Annotated in this window: 11 protein-coding genes and 2 rRNA genes; 9 read left to right on the top strand and 4 right to left on the bottom strand. The window is 61.1% G+C overall.

Annotated features, from left to right (window positions below; genetic code table 11):
- Positions 1-109 precede the first annotated feature (109 nt).
- From AC6I99_RS19880 to AC6I99_RS19850, 7 genes are all read left to right on the top strand, one after another.
- A 23S ribosomal RNA gene (locus AC6I99_RS19880) occupies positions 110-3,265 on the top strand.
- A gap of 146 nt (positions 3,266-3,411) precedes the next feature.
- Positions 3,412-3,528, top strand: a 5S ribosomal RNA gene (gene rrf, locus AC6I99_RS19875).
- 373 nt (positions 3,529-3,901) lie between these two features.
- Entirely contained in the window at positions 3,902-4,162 is a 261-nt protein-coding gene (locus AC6I99_RS19870; protein ID WP_497961630.1) for a GNAT family N-acetyltransferase, read from the top strand.
- Between the two features lie 252 nt (positions 4,163-4,414).
- Positions 4,415-4,702, top strand: a complete 288-nt coding sequence (locus tag AC6I99_RS19865) for an HU family DNA-binding protein (RefSeq protein WP_011776355.1) — start codon at positions 4,415-4,417, stop codon at positions 4,700-4,702.
- A 136-nt stretch (positions 4,703-4,838) separates the two neighbouring features.
- Complete coding sequence (locus tag AC6I99_RS19860; RefSeq protein ID WP_497961628.1) at positions 4,839-7,268, top strand: bifunctional copper resistance protein CopD/cytochrome c oxidase assembly protein; 2,430 nt, start codon at positions 4,839-4,841, stop codon at positions 7,266-7,268.
- Complete coding sequence (locus AC6I99_RS19855; RefSeq protein ID WP_497961626.1) at positions 7,268-9,241, top strand: NHL domain-containing thioredoxin family protein; 1,974 nt, start codon at positions 7,268-7,270, stop codon at positions 9,239-9,241. Before AC6I99_RS19860 ends, AC6I99_RS19855 begins: the two co-directional genes overlap by 1 nt.
- Before the next feature lie 21 nt (positions 9,242-9,262).
- On the top strand, positions 9,263-9,517 hold the full coding sequence (locus tag AC6I99_RS19850; RefSeq protein ID WP_497961625.1) for a DUF559 domain-containing protein: 255 nt from the start codon (positions 9,263-9,265) through the stop codon (positions 9,515-9,517).
- A gap of 84 nt (positions 9,518-9,601) precedes the next feature.
- On the opposite strand, the gene AC6I99_RS19845 is transcribed toward AC6I99_RS19850, so the two are convergent.
- The 4 genes from AC6I99_RS19845 to AC6I99_RS19830 form a co-directional block, all read right to left on the bottom strand.
- Positions 9,602-10,630 (bottom strand): hypothetical protein, encoded by a 1,029-nt coding sequence (locus tag AC6I99_RS19845; RefSeq protein ID WP_497962010.1) that lies wholly within the window; start codon positions 10,628-10,630, stop codon positions 9,602-9,604.
- Between the two features lie 115 nt (positions 10,631-10,745).
- The gene (locus AC6I99_RS19840) at positions 10,746-12,518 is read right to left on the bottom strand and encodes a helicase HerA-like domain-containing protein (RefSeq protein ID WP_497961624.1); all 1,773 of its coding nucleotides are present in this window, start codon (positions 12,516-12,518) and stop codon (positions 10,746-10,748) included.
- 3 nt (positions 12,519-12,521) lie between these two features.
- Positions 12,522-13,025: a GNAT family N-acetyltransferase gene (locus tag AC6I99_RS19835; RefSeq protein ID WP_497944213.1), complete on the bottom strand. Its 504-nt coding sequence runs from the start codon at positions 13,023-13,025 to the stop codon at positions 12,522-12,524.
- Positions 13,026-13,082: 57 nt separating this feature from the next.
- Positions 13,083-15,029, bottom strand: a complete 1,947-nt coding sequence (locus AC6I99_RS19830) for an FAD/NAD(P)-binding protein (protein WP_497961623.1) — start codon at positions 15,027-15,029, stop codon at positions 13,083-13,085.
- A gap of 265 nt (positions 15,030-15,294) precedes the next feature.
- Here AC6I99_RS19830 and AC6I99_RS19825 point away from each other — a divergent pair, with 265 nt between their 5' ends.
- Both AC6I99_RS19825 and AC6I99_RS19820 read left to right on the top strand, forming a co-directional pair.
- On the top strand, positions 15,295-16,260 hold the full coding sequence (locus AC6I99_RS19825; protein ID WP_497961622.1) for an amino acid ABC transporter permease: 966 nt from the start codon (positions 15,295-15,297) through the stop codon (positions 16,258-16,260).
- Complete coding sequence (locus AC6I99_RS19820; protein ID WP_497961620.1) at positions 16,257-17,147, top strand: amino acid ABC transporter ATP-binding protein; 891 nt, start codon at positions 16,257-16,259, stop codon at positions 17,145-17,147. Before AC6I99_RS19825 ends, AC6I99_RS19820 begins: the two co-directional genes overlap by 4 nt.

Raw genomic sequence — 17,147 nt, 5'->3', positions numbered from 1 at the left:
AGCAATTTCTTATGAATGAACCTGGCCTTTTGTGGTCGTGGTTCTCTCGAATAGATGATGCATCGTGAACCGGTGGGCCCCTTTGTTGTGGGTTTGCTGGTTTGTGTGTGGTCAAGTTTTTAAGGGCACACGGTGGATGCCTTGGCATTAGGAGCCGAAGAAGGACGTAGGAATCTGCGATAAGCCTGGGGGAGTTGATAACCGAGCGTTGATCCCAGGATGTCCGAATGGGGAAACCCCGCACAACGCTTTTGGGTGATTGTGTGACCCGCATCTGAACACATAGGGTGCGTGGGGGGAACGCGGGGAAGTGAAACATCTCAGTACCCGCAGGAAGAGAAAACAAGAGTGATTCCGTTAGTAGTGGCGAGCGAACGCGGATCAGGCTAAACCGTTTCCATGTGTGATAGCCGGCGGGCGTTGCATGGGCGGGGTTGTGGGACTTTCCGTACTGGTTCTGCCGGACCGGTGGGGTGTGTAGTGCAGGCATAGGTGAACGGTCTTGAAAGGCCGGCCAGAGAGGGTGTGAGCCCCGTAACCGTAATGTTGTGTACCGCCTGGAGAGGATCCCAAGTAGCACGGGGCCCGAGAAATCCCGTGCGAATCTGTCAGGACCACCTGATAAGCCTAAATACTTCCTAATGACCGATAGCGGACCAGTACCGTGAGGGAAAGGTGAAAAGTACCCCGGGAGGGGAGTGAAACAGTACCTGAAACCGTGTGCTTACAATCCGTCGGAGCAGTCGTGAGTAATCACTAGTAACTGTGACGGCGTGCCTTTTGAAGAATGAGCCTGCGAGTTAGTGTTACGTCGCGAGGTTAACCCGTGTGGGGTAGCCGTAGCGAAAGCGAGTCTGAACAGGGCGAGTGTAGTGGCGTGATCTAGACCCGAAGCGGAGTGATCTACCCATGGCCAGGTTGAAGCGACGGTAAGACGTCGTGGAGGACCGAACCCACTTCAGTTGAAAATGGAGGGGATGAGCTGTGGGTAGGGGTGAAAGGCCAATCAAACTCCGTGATAGCTGGTTCTCCCCGAAATGCATTTAGGTGCAGCGTTGCGTGTTTCTTGCCGGAGGTAGAGCTACTGGATGGCCGATGGGCCCTACAAGGTTACTGACGTCAGCCAAACTCCGAATGCCGGTAAGTGAGAGCGCAGCAGTGAGACTGTGGGGGATAAGCTTCATAGTCGAGAGGGAAACAGCCCAGACCACCAACTAAGGCCCCTAAGCGTGTGCTAAGTGGGAAAGGATGTGGAGTTGCGAAGACAACCAGGAGGTTGGCTTAGAAGCAGCCATCCTTGAAAGAGTGCGTAATAGCTCACTGGTCAAGTGATTCCGCGCCGACAATGTAGCGGGGCTCAAGTACACCGCCGAAGTTGTGGATTTCACACAGTACCCTAGCCTTCGTGGTTCAGGGGTGTGGAGTGGTAGGGGAGCGTCGTGTGGGCAGTGAAGTCGCGGTGGAAACCAGCGGTGGAGCCTACACGAGTGAGAATGCAGGCATGAGTAGCGAAAGACGGGTGAGAAACCCGTCCGCCGAATGATCAAGGGTTCCAGGGTCAAGCTAATCTGCCCTGGGTAAGTCGGGACCTAAGGCGAGGCCGACAGGCGTAGTCGATGGACAACGGGTTGATATTCCCGTACCGGCGAAAAACCGCCCATGCCAAGCGGGGGATACTAACCGCCCGGAGCCTGCCCGCCCACCCTTGTGGTGTGTGGGTTTTGGCCGAGCGCGGGACCTGATCCCGGGAGGTAAGCGTATTAACAGGTGTGACGCAGGAAGGTAGCCGGGCCGGGCGATGGTTGCCCCGGTCCAAGGATGTAGGGTCAGGGATAGGCAAATCCGTTCCTGTGTGTTTCGAGCACGATCCTGAGATCTGATGGGACTCCCGTTCGGGGGGATCCGGTGATCCTATGCTGCCTAGAAAAGCATCGACGCGAGGTTTTAGCCGCCCGTACCCCAAACCGACACAGGTGATCAGGTAGAGAATACCAAGGCGATCGAGAGAATTATGGTTAAGGAACTCGGCAAAATGCCCCCGTAACTTCGGGAGAAGGGGGGCCTGCCCCGTGATGGAGACTTGCTCTCCGTGAGCGGGTGTGGGCCGCAGAGACCAGGGGGAAGCGACTGTTTACTAAAAACACAGGTCCGTGCGAAGTCGCAAGACGATGTATACGGACTGACTCCTGCCCGGTGCTGGAAGGTTAAGAGGACCGGTTAGCCCCTTGTGGGCGAAGCTGAGAATTTAAGCCCCAGTAAACGGCGGTGGTAACTATAACCATCCTAAGGTAGCGAAATTCCTTGTCGGGTAAGTTCCGACCTGCACGAATGGAGTAACGACTTCCCCGCTGTCTCAACCATAAACTCGGCGAAATTGCAGTACGAGTAAAGATGCTCGTTACGCGCAGCAGGACGGAAAGACCCCGAGACCTTTACTATAGTTTGGTATTGGTGTTCGGAGTGGCTTGTGTAGGATAGGTGGGAGACGTTGAAGCCCGGACGCCAGTTCGGGTGGAGTCATCGTTGAAATACCACTCTGGTCACTTTGGACATCTAACTTCGGCCCGTGATCCGGGTCAGGGACAGTGCCTGATGGGTAGTTTAACTGGGGCGGTTGCCTCCTAAAAAGTAACGGAGGCGCCCAAAGGTTCCCTCAGCCTGGTTGGCAATCAGGTGTCGAGTGTAAGTGCACAAGGGAGCTTGACTGTGAGAGAGACATCTCAAGCAGGGACGAAAGTCGGGACTAGTGATCCGGCGGTACATTGTGGAATGGCCGTCGCTCAACGGATAAAAGGTACCTCGGGGATAACAGGCTGATCTTGCCCAAGAGTCCATATCGACGGCATGGTTTGGCACCTCGATGTCGGCTCGTCGCATCCTGGGGCTGGAGTAGGTCCCAAGGGTTGGGCTGTTCGCCCATTAAAGCGGTACGCGAGCTGGGTTTAGAACGTCGTGAGACAGTTCGGTCCCTATCCGCTGCGCGCGCAGGAAATTTGAGAAGGGCTGTCCTTAGTACGAGAGGACCGGGACGGACGAACCTCTGGTGTGTCAGTTGTACTGCCAAGTGCACCGCTGATTAGCTACGTTCGGATGGGATAACCGCTGAAAGCATCTAAGCGGGAAGCTCGCTTCAAGATGAGATTTCCATACACAATACGTGTGAGAGGCCCCCAGCCAGACCACTGGGTTGATAGGCCGGATGTGGAAGCGAGGACCAAAGACTCGTGAAGCTGACCGGTACTAATAGGCCAACAACTTACACCACACACAACACACTGCACGCGTCCACTATGTGGTTCCCGAACAACAACCGTTCCAGGAACCAACAACTAAATACACAACACCACAGTTGTAACCACACAGTCTTCCCACCCCACACCACAAACAGGTGCGCGGGACGGGTAACAAGGTTACGGCGGTCATAGCGTGGGGGAAACGCCCGGTCCCATTCCGAACCCGGAAGCTAAGACCCACAGCGCCGATGGTACTGCACCCGGGAGGGTGTGGGAGAGTAGGACACCGCCGGACACACATTAACGGGAAGCCCCGACCACCACGGTCGGGGCTTCCCCACTTTAACCACACAACCAAGGACGCTAGAGTCACAGGATGCCCCTTAACCGAACTTTGGATGTGTCATCCGGGAACGCCGTGAAGGGAAAAGTCCACCTTCGCACTTTGTCCTTGTCCGACGTCGGGCCCTTGGCGGCCGCCTACACCCGGAACGCAGAGTACCTTGCCCCTTGGGAACCGCGGCGCAGCGAAGCGTTCTATACCAGGGCAGGGCAGGACGCCGTTGTTCGGGGCAAACTGAACCAATATGCCGCAGGCACGGAGGTGCCGTTTGTAGTTCTCCATGACGGGGATATCATCGGCCAGATTACGTTGACGGGCATAGTCCGTGGACCCCAACCTGGGCTATTGGGTCGACCAAGCGTTCACCGGCAAGGGCATTGCCTCTTCTTCGGTGGAGGCGGTTCTCTCCATCGCGAGTGACGATTTGGGACTCCACCGTGTCCAAGCCGCAACCTTAATGCATAACGTAGCCTCGCAGGCGGTCCTCAAACGATGCGGCTTCGAGCGGATCGGGTTGGCGCCCTCCTATCTCCACATAGCAGGCGAATGGCAGGACCACGTCCTGTATCAGCGCATTCTCTTCTGATCCACGGCGGTTGGATGCGCTGCCGGCGTCGTGGTTTCCTGCGCTGGTTGGGGGCCTCTTCAACGCCGTAGGGTACGCCATGTGCGGTCCACACCCCCAAAAACCTTGAAAAACCGGTGATTTTGGTCAAAAAAGCGCGGAAACACGCGGAATTTGCTGGCCAAGCCGGTGCAAGCTGGTAAGTTTTCGAGCAGTGGCTTGCTCGCATTCCGCTTGAAAGCTCAAAAAACGTATTAGTCCAGGAGGACGTAAATGGCTAAGAACCGTAGTGAACTCGTTGCAGAGGTAGCAGGCAAGGCTGGCACCAGCCAGGCAGCCGTCAACTCCGTGCTCGATGCACTGTTCGAAGTTTTCGAGACTTCTGTTGCCGCTGGCGAGAAGATCACCATCCCGGGCTGGCTCGCAGTTGAGCGCACCGACCGTGCAGCACGCACCGGCCGTAACCCGCAGACGGGCGAAACCATCCAGATCGCCGCTGGTCACAGCGTTAAGCTGACCGCAGGCTCCAAGTTGAAGGCTGCTGTCGCCAAGAAGAAGTAATTCCAACTTCGGCGAACGCCTAAAAGGGGCGGCAACCAACTGGTTGCCGCCCCTTTTGCTGTTAAGCCCTGCCCACTACTCCTCCCCAAATGGTTCCCGATTCGCAGCCCAGCCATAGGTAACGGACAATGGATAGGTGCCATCAGCAAGAAGCTCCGCAACCGCCCCATCGCCTGTTCCCAAGCCGGGAGCGCGGGGAGGCGATGCCGTCACGGGCATTTCCCTCACGTGGCAGCTTGCTGGACTCGCGGTGCTCTTCCTGACTTTGGCTGCAGCCCTCATCTTTTCCGGTGCTTCTGCTGCCCGACAGGTCTCGGACCCTGGTGCGCTGGTTCGGTGGGGCCTGCCGGTGGCGAAAGCCGTCCACAACGTTTCCATAGCCACAGTTATTGGTGGACTGATCTTCGCGGTCGGAATCCTGCCCAAGAACCTTAGGGCGTCGCGATCCCGTGAAAAGGATCTGGAGGCCCTGGAGCATCCAGCCTTTGCACGCGCCCTTGCCGTTGCCGCCGCGGCAGGTGCCGCCTGGACACTGTCTGCCGTAGCGGTCCTGGTATTGACCTACGCGGACGTGGCGGGTCAGGGGCTCTCCGGCGACGCAGAATTCACCCGCTCACTTGTCTACTTCATGACGGACATAGAAACGGGCAAGGCCTGGCTGGCCATCACTATCATTGCTGCGGTAGTCACCACCGCGCTCTTCGGCGTCCGATCGCTGACCGGCCTCGCTTTTACGCTGCTGCTTGCCTTGATCGGGCTGATTCCGACCGCGCTGATCGGTCACTCCTCAAGCTCCAGTGATCATGAAGGCGCCATCAACTCGCTGGGCCTTCACTTGGTTGGTGTCTCTGTGTGGGTGGGAGGCATCATCATGCTCGCGGTCCTTTCCGGATTGCTCGCTGGCTCCAGGAGGTCCGGGACAAGCGACATTACGGAACCGACCCTCCGAAGGTTCTCGGCCCTGGCTGGCTTTGCTTTCGTGTTGGTGTTTGCGTCCGGTGTGATAAACGCAGCCATCCGCGTGACGAACCCCGGCGATCTGTTTGGCTCTGCCTATGGCCAGCTCATCCTTGCCAAGGCACTTGCCACGTTGGTACTGGGTGGCATTGGTTTCATGCACCGTCAGTGGGTCATACCTCAGCTGGGGAAGAGCGGTTCGATGTCTGCCCGGCGCGTGCTGTGGCAGCTGGTTCTGGTTGAGCTGCTGGTGATGGGCGCGACGTCGGGCCTCGCCGTGGCGCTCGGGCGCTCGGCCCCGCCGCAGCCCACGACGTACGCACCGGACGCCTCGCCGGCCTTCATCCTGTCCGGCTATGAGGTTCCGCCTGAACTTACGCCAGAGCGCTGGCTTACGGAATGGCGTTTTGACTGGCTGTGGGTTGGAGTCGCCTTATTTGGCGCCGTGTCCTACATCCTCGGGATTATCAAGGTCCGCAAGCGTGGGGATAGCTGGTCCTGGTTCAAGACGGTGAACTGGATGATTGGACTGGTGATTCTCACCTACATCACGTCGGGTCCGCCAGCTGTCTATGGCCGTGTGCTGTTTTCTGCCCACATGGTGGATCATATGGCCCTGACCATGGTGGCACCGATCTTCCTGGTGTTGGGTTCACCCGTGACCCTTGCGCTGCGTGCACTGCCTTCCCGGGGTGAAGGCGCCCACGGTTCGCGGGGTCTTCGGGAGTGGCTGCTCTTGTTCGTCCACTCACGGTTCTCGCAGGTGGTGACTCATCCCCTGTTCGCCGCCGCGAACTTCGCGGGTTCCATCGTGCTGTTCTACTACTCGGACCTTTTCGGCCTTGCCATGCGGGAGCACGTAGGCCATGAGCTGATGAATCTGCACTTCCTGCTGACGGGCTACATTTTTGTACTCAGCATGATCGGCAGTGATCCACTGCCGCGACGTGCGCCGTACCCCATGCGCCTGCTGCTCCTGCTCGCAACCATGGGATTCCACGCATTCTTTGGCGTGGCCATCATGGGCGGTACAGGCCTGCTGGCTGCTGACTACTTCGGCAACCTGGGCAGGACCTGGGGTGCCTCGGCCATCGCAGACCAGCAAATGGGCGGTGCTGTGGCCTGGGGCATTGGCGAAGTTCCCACTTTGCTCGTGGCAATCGGCGTAGCGGTCATGTGGTCACGCTCGGACGAGCGGGAGACCCGACGCGTGGACCGTGCGGCCGACAGGAATAACGACGCCGATCTCAGTGCTTATAACGATATGTTTGCCCGGCTCGCTGACCGCGATGCCAAATTGGCCGGCCGCCCGGCCTCAGCCAGGCCGACGGCCCTGACTACTGAAACGACTGAAGCGACCCGACCGACCGAAGCCATACCGGCTAGCACTCCAGAGGACAGCACCATCCGAAGCGACAGCACCGTCTCAACCGACAGCACCGTCTCAACTGACAGCACCGTCTCAACTGACAGCACCGTCTCAACTGACAGCACCGTTTCAACTGACGGCGCAGCCCCTGGGGACAACGCTTCAACAGGCCACGCCAGGGGAAGCGTTGACCAAGCAAGCAGCAAGACCGAACGAAACACGAAGCTGGAAGGACGCTGATGAGCGAAACCGTACGCACCCAACTCCGGGTCCGGGCCTCCGAACTGGAGGGCCGCGGCTGGCTCAATACGGGCGGCAAGTCCCTTGACTTGGAATCCCTTCGCGGCAAAATCGTGCTGTTGGACTTCTGGACGTTCTGCTGCATCAACTGCCTGCATGTTCTCGACGAACTCCGGCCCCTCGAGGAAAAGTACTCTGATGTCCTGGTAACAGTCGGCGTGCATTCGCCCAAGTTCGAGCACGAAGCCGATCCCGTTGCCCTTGCTGCTGCCGTGGAGCGTTACGAGATCCATCATCCGGTTCTGGACGACCCTGAGCTGGCCACGTGGAAGGCGTACACAGCCCGTGCTTGGCCCACGCTGGTGGTCGTGGATCCGGAGGGTTACATCGTGGCGCATCTTTCCGGTGAAGGACACGCAGATGGTCTCGCCGTGCTGCTTGAGGAACTTGTTGCTGAGCACGAAGCAAAGGGGACCCTCCACCGGGGCAACGGTCCGTACGTCGCTCCCGTTCCGACGTCGGGCACTTTGCGCTTCCCGGGCAAAACGACCCAGTTGGCCAATGGCAATTACCTCGTCGTCGACTCCGGGCACCACCGCCTGGTAGAGCTCCACCCGGACCTGAAAACCGTTGAGCGGGTTATTGGCTCCGGCATTAAGGGGTACGCGGACGGCGACACGGACACGGCCCAGTTCAACGAGCCGCAAGGTATAGCTGTTCTTCCGGCGGAGCTCGCTTCTACGCTCGGTTATGACGCCGTGGTCGCAGACACCGTGAACCACCGCCTTCGCGGGGTGACGTTGAGTTCAGGGCATGTCCGGACTGTTGCCGGCAACGGTGTGCAGCGCTTGCTCGATGCCGGTCCTGCCCGTGTCACAGAGACGGGCGCGGGGGCCTGGTCCGAACACCACGACGGCGGTCCGGCTGACTTTGCTGCCGACGCAATCGACGTCGGGGTGCTTGGCCTTGGTACCGGGGTTTCTCTGTCCTCGCCTTGGGACGTTGTGTGGAGTGTGAAACTGCAGCGTGTTGTGATCGCTATGGCCGGGACGCACCAGATCTTTGCGTTCGATCCCGTGACCAACCAGGTTTCCATCCTGGCGGGCTCGGGCCTGGAGGGGCTGTTGGACGGCGTGGCGGAGGACGCCTGGTTCGCCCAGTCGTCCGGCTTGGCCATTGATGCCGATGACAACATCTGGGTGGCCGACTCGGAGACTTCCTCATTGCGGCGTTTGGTGCTTGACGAAACCGGCGTGACGGTGGAGACAGCCGTCGGCCAAGGACTGTTCGACTTCGGATTCCGTGACGGTGACGCCAGCGAGGCACGCCTGCAGCACCCCTTGGGTGTCACGGTACTCCCGGATGGTTCCGTAGCGATCGCCGATACATACAACGGTGCCGTTCGCCGGTACGATCCCGCCTCGAAGACAGTGTCAACATTGGCGCGTGGCCTGGCTGAGCCGAGTGACGTCGTCGTGGTTAACCACAGCAACAGTGAGCCGCTGCTGGTGGTGGTCGAGTCAAACAAGCATCAGCTGGTTTTGGTGCCGATCCCCAAGGAAGCCCAGCAGGTGGATGAGGGGGCATCCCAGACGCACCGCCCCAAGAGCCCCGTGACACCTGGAATCCTGGAGCTGGCCGTTCGCTTCAAGGCCCCCACCGGGCAGAAGCTCGATGACCGCTGGGGCGACCCCACGCAAATGAAGGTTTCTTCCACTCCGCCGGAACTGTTGGTCTCCGGGGGCGGGACATCGGTGGGCTTGTTGCGAACCATCGAATTGTCGTCCGACGTGCCCGAGGGCATCCTTCACATCACTGCCCGTGCGGCCGCCTGTGACGGACCTGAAACCGAGGACGGCGAGATTCCGGACCACGCAGCCTGCCACCTGTACCAGCAGGATTGGGGCATTCCAGTCATCCTGCAGGCCGACGGCGAATCCGAGCTGGTGTTGGATCTGCGCGGCATGGACTAAACCTGCTGAACTGGCCCGGGTTTGACCCTTGAGAGGGAGGACCCGGGCCTTTTTCATGCCTCCGGCTACTTCGGAACTGGGCCAGTCATTGTCGAAATCGACGGGCTGGCATTTCATCTGAATCCGCGCCAGTTCAAGAGGGACCGTCGGAGGGACAACGACGCGATCCGTCAGGGCTTGCTGGTCCTGAGGTTCTTCTACGGCGATGTGGTTCACACGCCGGATGCGATGCTGCGGCACGTTCGTGAGGTCCTTCGGCGGCGGCGCTTGGTGTAACGAGAGCGGTTTTGGGCCCTCGGAGCCGGCGCGAGCACAGACTGGGCGCCTTAGGTGATGAAAGGTGGGCCAGTGCGGCGCCGCCTAGAAAGTCAGCATCGGGGTGACAGTCACGGTGTTGTTGTTTGTGTCCAGCTGGGTGGTGAAGCTGAAATCGTGCTCCACGTTGAGGTCGTTGACCAGGCCGGTGAACAAATTGATCTCTTGGGCGGAAACCCTTGCCTTGCCGTTGAGCGGGGCTACGACCCATTTGCCGCCGAAGGGCTCAATGGTGATCTTGGGGTACTGGGTAATTTCCCACTTGATGGTTCCGTCTACGACGCGCGCGTTGCTGGCGTGGTAGAACGGGCAATCAGGTTGGAGGCGCTGTTGTTCGGTGGCCTGAGCGGCACAGGTATCCAGGAATTCCCGCACTTTACCGGCAACGGCTTCGTTCATGGCCTTGGTTGACCTGGTCTGCAGGTTCAAGGGGGCCTGGCCGCCGTCGCGGCTTGAAACGAGGGCTGAGGCAGGAGGAGCCTCGAAGTAGGTGCCATTCAGGCTGGCTTCGTATTTGCCGGGGTAGAACACGGCAAAGGTGTTGCGGCCGTTGGGCATGTTCACGGGGACGCCGTTGAGCGCTGCTTCACTGGAGTTGACCACCGTCACTTCGATGGTGGGCAGCGTGGTGGGAACGAAAGCCCATTTGCCGAAGAACAACCATTGGGTCCCGGTGCGCTCCATCAGGAATTCGGTGTGGAGCCGGTTGCCGTCCAAGGTGTAGTCCATGGGAACGGCAACACGGTTACTGCCCCTGGACTCGGCATTTCCGAGTTTGATGTCCGACAGTTTGGAGGCAGCAGTTTGCAGGGCCGTGCCGTCGAGCATGGCGGCATTCGCATTGGGAACTTTGGCTCGCAGCAGTCCCAGGGCTTGCTCGCCTTCGCCCTTCTGCAAGGCCTCCAGATACTCCCGGACGGGCTGTTGCGGACTGGCCACGGAGGAACTCACCAGGTTGATGCAGACGATGGCTCCGGCGACAGCAAGCATCAGACCGAGCAGCCATCCGGCTGCGGTCCTGACTATCGCTTGACTCAACTGCACGCCCTTTACGTTACCTGCCGTGGCAGCGATAGCTGTGCATGAGGGCGTCAGCGTGACCTGCGAAGACTGCTCGTAAAATGCCCGACGGCGGGTGGCACCACCCCGGGCCGCCACCCGCCGTCGGGCTTTTGACAGCCCAAAAGGGCTAGCGGCGGCGCCGCGAGGAGGTACCGAAAACGCCGCGCATGAGGTCGCGGCCAAGCTGTGTCCCCATGGAACGGACCATGCTCTTCAGGCCGCCGCCCAGGGCTCCGCCGAGTGCCCCGGCAAGGTCGCCCAACATGCCGCCGTCCTGCTGGGACGCCCGCTGCGGTGCAGGGGTCGGCGCGGGCGGCGAGGAGGGTGCAGGAAAGGAGGAGGGCGCAGGGGCCGGACGGGAACTCGGGCGGCCGAGGATCTCTTCCTCGATGCGGCGCGCTTCGGCGTCGATGTCGTAGGGCGTACCGCCGGAAGCGCCCGGACCGGAAGCGCCGGAACCGGAAGCGCCCGGACCAGAAGAGCTGGCCGGGACCGGCGGCAATCCCGGTGCGGCGTCGCCGGTGGAGGGTACGGCGTTGCTGGTGAGCTTCTCGTAGGCGGACACGTTGTCTACGGCCGTCCCGTACTTGACCAGAAGGGAGGACGAGGCCACGGTGCTGCGGATGAGGTCGTCGGCGCTGGGGCCCATCACGGATTCGGGGGCACGCAGCCGGGTGAGCGCAACAGGTGTGGGCGCGCCTTTTTCGTTCATCACGGTGATGACGGCCTCACCAATGCCTGCGGAGGTGAGTGTCTCTTCGAGGTCGTAATCGCTGACGGGGAATGTGGAGACCGTGGCCTTGAGGGCCTTGGCATCTTCCGGGGTGAACGCGCGAAGGGCGTGCTGTACCCGGTTGGCGAGCTGGCCCAGGACATCGGCGGGGACGTCCTTTGGTGTTTGGGTGACGAAGAAGATGCCGACGCCCTTGGAACGGATGAGCCGGACCGTGGTGGTGATGGCTTCGAGGAAGGCTTTGGAGGCGTCGCTGAAGAGCAGGTGTGCTTCGTCCAGGAAGAACACCAGTTTGGGCTTGTCGAGGTCGCCGGCTTCGGGGAGGTCTTCGAAAAGGTCGGCCAGTAGCCACATGAGGAAGGTGGAGAACAGCAGGGGCTTGGTCTGCAGCGTGGGGAGTTCAAGGCAGCTGATCACGCCCCGGCCATCGGGCGCCGTGCGGAGTAGCTCTGCCGTATCGAACTCCGGTTCGCCGAAGAACCTTTCCATGCCCTGCGCCTCAAGGGTGACGAGTTCCCGCAGGATGACTCCGGCAGTGGCTTTGGAAAGACCGCCAAGATCCTCCAGCTGTTCCTTGCCCTCGTCCGACGTGAGGAACTGGATCACGGCCCGGAGGTCTTTGAGGTCGATCAGTTCGAGCTTGTTCTTGTCCGCGAAGTGGAAGATCAGTTGGAGGCTGGACTCCTGCGTGTCATTGAGGTCCATGATGCGCGAGAGCAGGATGGGCCCAAATGAGGTGATGGTGGCGCGGATCGGGATTCCGTTGCCGTCCCCGCCGAGGCTCAGGAATTCAACGGGGAAGTTCTTTCCCTGCCACTGCTGGCCGAGGGCCTCGGTGCGTGCCGTGAGTTTCTCGCTGGCAGTTGCTGCCGTTGCCAATCCCGACAGATCACCCTTGATGTCCGCGAGGAAAACCGGAACACCCGCCGTCGAGAGCTGTTCGGCAATCATGTGCAGCGTGACCGTTTTGCCGGTACCGGTGGCGCCGGCCACGAGGCCGTGGCGGTTCATCATGGCCAAGGGTAGCCGGACTTGGGCTTCTTTGTGGATTTCACCATCGACGATCGCCGCGCCCAGCTCGATGGTGGCACCTTCCAGGGCGTACCCCTGCTGGATGGTGGCAAGTTTTTCAGCAGTTGTTGCAATGGGTTCGTTGGCCATGCGCATAGCTTAGCTGGGCAGCACAAGATCCTTGCTGAAGGCCAGATGCTTGATGTCTTCAGGGTCTGCGGCGAGATCGAAGAGCGCTTTATAGCCCGTGGCGAGGTACAGATTCCTGGCCTCCGGCTGGCGTGGGCCGGTGGTGAGGTAGAGCTTCCTGTAGCCCCGGCGTCGTGCTTCATTTTCCAACTCCGTGAGCACCCGCCGTGCCAGCCCGCGCCGACGATGCGCAGAGTGGGTCCAGATTCTCTTGAGTTCTGCGGTGTGCTCGTCGAAGCGCCTGAATGCGCCGCCAGCCACGGATTCGCCGTTCTCCTGGATGATGATCAGTGCTCCGTGGGGTGCGGCGAATTCCTCGGCCGGGTACCTGTTCAGTTCCTCTGCAGCGCCCCCGGTGCCGAAGAGTGTCCCGTAGCGCGTGTCATATTCGGCGGCGAGTTCGTCCAGGAGGGGACGGACGCGGGGATCGCGCATGGGCAGGCTGAGGACGGAAAGGGTTGGCGTTGTGGTCATGTCATGCCTTTCGTAGGTTCACCCCAAGTAGGTAGCAGCTGAGCTCGTTTTGGGCGGTCAAAACGCGCTTAACTGCGACTCAGTTGGGTGGGTAGTCGCCGCGAGGGTGCCCAGGATCCTTCGGGCCAACGCGTCGTTTTCCCGGAAGGGTGCCGCATTGGTGTTGGGGCGGGCAAATGCTCCCGCGCCCCAGCCGGACGTCCACGGCCCCACCCCAAACAAACCTCTCTGTGCTGTACCAACAGGTGACAGGACCTGGTGATTCCCGGAAACCAGGAGTTTGCCCGTGGAGTGCGCACCTTCGGAGGTAAGCAACCTCTGCTCGGTGCCCCATCCGGCGTCGTGCAGGTCTGCCAGGGCGGGATTCGCCGAACGTTCCACGGACGCTGACGGCAACCGTGCCTCGATGTACGCCGAAGCATCCACCACCACGGGTGACTGGAATGAGCCGGCAACAAACCGGCCCGTTGATTCGTCGGTGCGCACCCACATGCCCGGCCCCAGGAACTTCAGGAACCCCGCCCGGTGCAGCGCGAGCATTTCACGGAGACGGTGTGACGGCGGCCCGGAATCCACGAAGCTGAAGAAGCCGTGCCACCAGCCGTGGATCGCCTGTTGGGAGCGTGCATTGAGCCGATCCTGCGGGACCAACCGCCCAAGATCCATGTAGACGAACAACAACGCGGTGAAGAGTGCGAGTGTTTCGGAATGGTCGGGGCTGGTTCGGAGGTCGAGATCGTGTTGGATGTACGCGGCCACCGAGCGCTGCACGGCCTCATGGTCCGCAAACGCGCAACCGCTCAGTGGGTGGTCCAAGGCCTCCAGGTCCAGCCGCAGCGCGGGATCAGGGACGGAGAAGGCAACCAGCTCTTCCCGGGCAGCGCTGTACCAGTCCAAGGCATCGAACCTCTTCTCGAAGCTGGCCCACGTCCCCAAAACCCGCGACGGGTAGCCCGTGAAGAGCTCGCGATAGTAGGCATAACCGGCGTCCTTCGCGATCAAGGGCCACAGTTGTGAGCGGAAGTCGAGTTCCTGATGGCCAGCCAACAACGCATCAACAGCCCCGGCAGTGAAGTACCGCGGACGTGCGATCGGCTCGCCACGCACAACGGAGGAAATTTTGGAGTGGTACGGCACGCCGCGTCGTGAACCTACCCAGAGCCGTGGTTCGGCGCCGGATGGCACATACTCGAGTTCGCCGTCGGGCTTTTGTTCGAAGCGGCCGCCGCGGCCTTCGAACAACAGCACCAACAGGTCGACGAACGCGAGCCCCATTCCGGACACGATCACGTCCTGGCCGGCTTCAATCCCCGAGTAGTCCACGTCCGTTGTGTACGACGGCGGCGCATGGAACCCGCCGTGGCGGGCAGCGAAATCGCTGAGGCGGGCGGACTCGTCATCCGGCAACGAGTCCGTATGGCCCAGGGCGTAAACCACGACGTCGGCCAGCACCTCGGCGCCGGAAGCCAACCGCACGTGGTGCGCACCGGCGTCGGTCCCACCGCCGGCGTCGGAAGAACGCTCGACGGCGGTAGCCGTGTCCCGGTGGACCGTTACCGATACCTCGGGTCCCAGAGCGGTGACTGACCGACGGAAGAACCACTCAAGGTACTTGCTTTGGAGCTGCCGCGTCGGAAATGAAGAAGGTGTGAGCGAACGGAGTTGTGCCAGCAAGTGGGGCTCCAGCGCAGGGACATCGCGGATGCTGCCGTCCAGCACACCTGCCGCCCACGTGGCGAGGCCGGGGCCATCGACGGGAGGACCATCGCACGCCACGGATGCGTCGGTGAACATGGTGACGTCCGCCGCGGTGGAGTTCAGCAGCAGGCCCGGGCTCTGGTCATAGCGCCAGATCCTCCCGGAGCCTGGCTCATACGGCTCCACGACGTGGATGTGCAAGGGGCCTTGGAATAACCTTGGCCGGCTCGCGGCCAGTCTTTCCAGGACGCCGGCCGTGCGCGGGCCGCCGCCGATGAAGGCGATGGCGGGAACTCGTGACGGCATGGGATCTCCTGAAAAACGGCGGGTTGTGCTGCCCAATCTAGGGAGGCGTTGCCGCCGCGGTCGAGGAGCGGGTAACGACCGTTCACCCCGCGTCATCGGACGTTAAGTAGCGCAAAGTCCGGTCTCATATGGCGCTGGGTGAAGTCCCGTGAACCTGCACTAAGTCCAGTGAAGAAGTACAAATTTCCGCCTTGCCGGGCGTACCTGGCGCCCCTAGATTGGCAGCCATCCGATAGTCAACAACCGATCTGAAACGAGGTGGCGCATGAGTGCAACCGCACCGCCTGCCACGGCGGAAACTGCACCGCCCACCGCGGACTACTCCGACTACAAGCTGGTCCCGGCCCGTCATCCATGGCGATGGGTGGGCACTGTCCTGGTGGCGGCCGGCGTCGCCGCCATTATTTGGTCCCTGGTCACCAACCCGCACTGGGAGTGGGGCGTGGTGGCCGAATGGTTCACCGCCCAGTCCGTGGTGAACGGGCTGCTGGAGACCTTGAAGCTCACGGCGATCTCGGGGGTATTGGGTTTCGTCCTGGGTTTCATCCTTGCCCTCATGCGCCTGTCCGCTTCGCCGCTGCTGGTCTCGGTGTCCTGGACGTTCTCGTGGATCTTCCGCTCCACGCCGCTGCTGGTCCAGCTCCTGCTTTGGTACAACCTCGGCTACCTCTACGAGAAGATCAGCCTGGGCATCCCCTTCACGGACGTCCGCTTCTTCGAGGCCCAGACCACCACGCTCATCAGCCAGTTTGCAGCCGCGGTCCTGGGCCTCACCCTGAACCAGGCGGCGTACTCGGCGGAGATCATTCGTGGCGGCATCCTGTCCGTGGACCAGGGCCAGCTCGAGGCTGCGGCGGCCCTGGGCATCCCGGCGTGGCAGCGCAACACCCGGATCGTTCTGCCCCAAGCCATGCGGGCCATCCTGCCCAACGCCTTCAACGAGATCATCGGCCTGGTCAAGGGCACCTCGATTGTCTACGTACTGGCCTACTCCGAGCTGTTCTACACGGTTCAGGTCATCTACAACCGGACCCAGCAGGTGCTGCCGCTGCTCCTCGTCGCCACACTCTGGTACGTGGTGATCACCTCTGTGCTGAGCGTCTTCCAGTACTACATCGAACGCCACTTCTCCAAGGGAGCAGTACGCAACCTCCCGCTCACCCCGTTGCAGAAGGCACGGAAGTTCTTCGCCACCCACGTAGCTGTTTCACCCACAAAGGACGCCCGATGAGCATCATCGCCGCACGCAAAGAATCCACGACGACGGGAAAGGCGGCTCCCGCCGGCGCACCTGCAAGCGCGACGACGGCACAGCCCGCCTCGGCGGACAAGAAGGCCACCCGCGGCCAGGTGCACATCACCAACGTCCGTAAATCGTTCGGCGCCACCCAGGTCCTCAAAGGTGTTTCGTTGTCTGTTCCGCCCGGTGGCGTGGCCGTGATTGTTGGACCATCGGGTTCCGGCAAGTCCACCCTGCTGCGAACCATCAACCACCTGGAAAAGGTGGACGGCGGCTACATCACCATCGACGGCGAGCTTGTGGGTTACCAGGTCCGTGGCAACAAACTTCACGAACTTCGCGAGAAGGACATCCTGAAGCAGCGCACCAACATCGGCATGGTGTTCCAGAACTTCAACCTGTTCCCGCATCTCACCGCGCTGGAGAACGTCGCCGAAGCACCCGTGATGGCCAAAAAGCGTTCCAAGGTGGATGCCAGGAAGCGCGCGCTGGAGCTGTTGGATCGAGTGGGTCTGAAAGACCGCGCCGACGCTTATCCCAGGCAGCTCTCGGGTGGCCAGCAGCAGCGCGTTGCCATTGCCCGGGCACTCGCGCTCGACCCCAGGATCCTCCTCTTCGACGAGCCAACCTCGGCGTTGGACCCCGAACTCGTCAACGAAGTCCTGGACGTGATCCGTGAGCTGGCCAAGTCCGGGACCACGCTGATCATCGTGACCCACGAGATGGGCTTTGCACGGGATGTCGCAGACACCGTGGTCTTCATGGACCAGGGTCAAATCGTCGAGTCCGGCACGCCGCAGGAGATCTTCGGCAACCCCCGCGAAGAGCGCACGCGGAGCTTCTTCTCCAAAGTCATCGAACCAGCTTTCAACATCTAG

Source organism: Arthrobacter sp. TmtSoilC77, from assembly GCF_059739415.1.
This window is presented reverse-complemented; position numbering and strand designations above follow the sequence as displayed.

Bases quoted from the DNA above. Each gene is read 5' to 3' on its own strand.
- AC6I99_RS19865 (WP_011776355.1), top strand. From the start codon at position 4,415: ATGGCTAAGAACCGTAGTGAACTCGTTGCAGAGGTAGCAGGCAAGGCT.
- AC6I99_RS19855 (WP_497961626.1), top strand. From the start codon at position 7,268: ATGAGCGAAACCGTACGCACCCAACTCCGGGTCCGGGCCTCCGAACTG.
- AC6I99_RS19840 (WP_497961624.1), bottom strand. From the start codon at position 12,518: ATGCGCATGGCCAACGAACCCATTGCAACAACTGCTGAAAAACTTGCC.
- AC6I99_RS19835 (WP_497944213.1), bottom strand. From the start codon at position 13,025: ATGACCACAACGCCAACCCTTTCCGTCCTCAGCCTGCCCATGCGCGAT.
- AC6I99_RS19830 (WP_497961623.1), bottom strand. From the start codon at position 15,029: ATGCCGTCACGAGTTCCCGCCATCGCCTTCATCGGCGGCGGCCCGCGC.
- AC6I99_RS19825 (WP_497961622.1), top strand. From the start codon at position 15,295: ATGAGTGCAACCGCACCGCCTGCCACGGCGGAAACTGCACCGCCCACC.
- AC6I99_RS19820 (WP_497961620.1), top strand. From the start codon at position 16,257: ATGAGCATCATCGCCGCACGCAAAGAATCCACGACGACGGGAAAGGCG.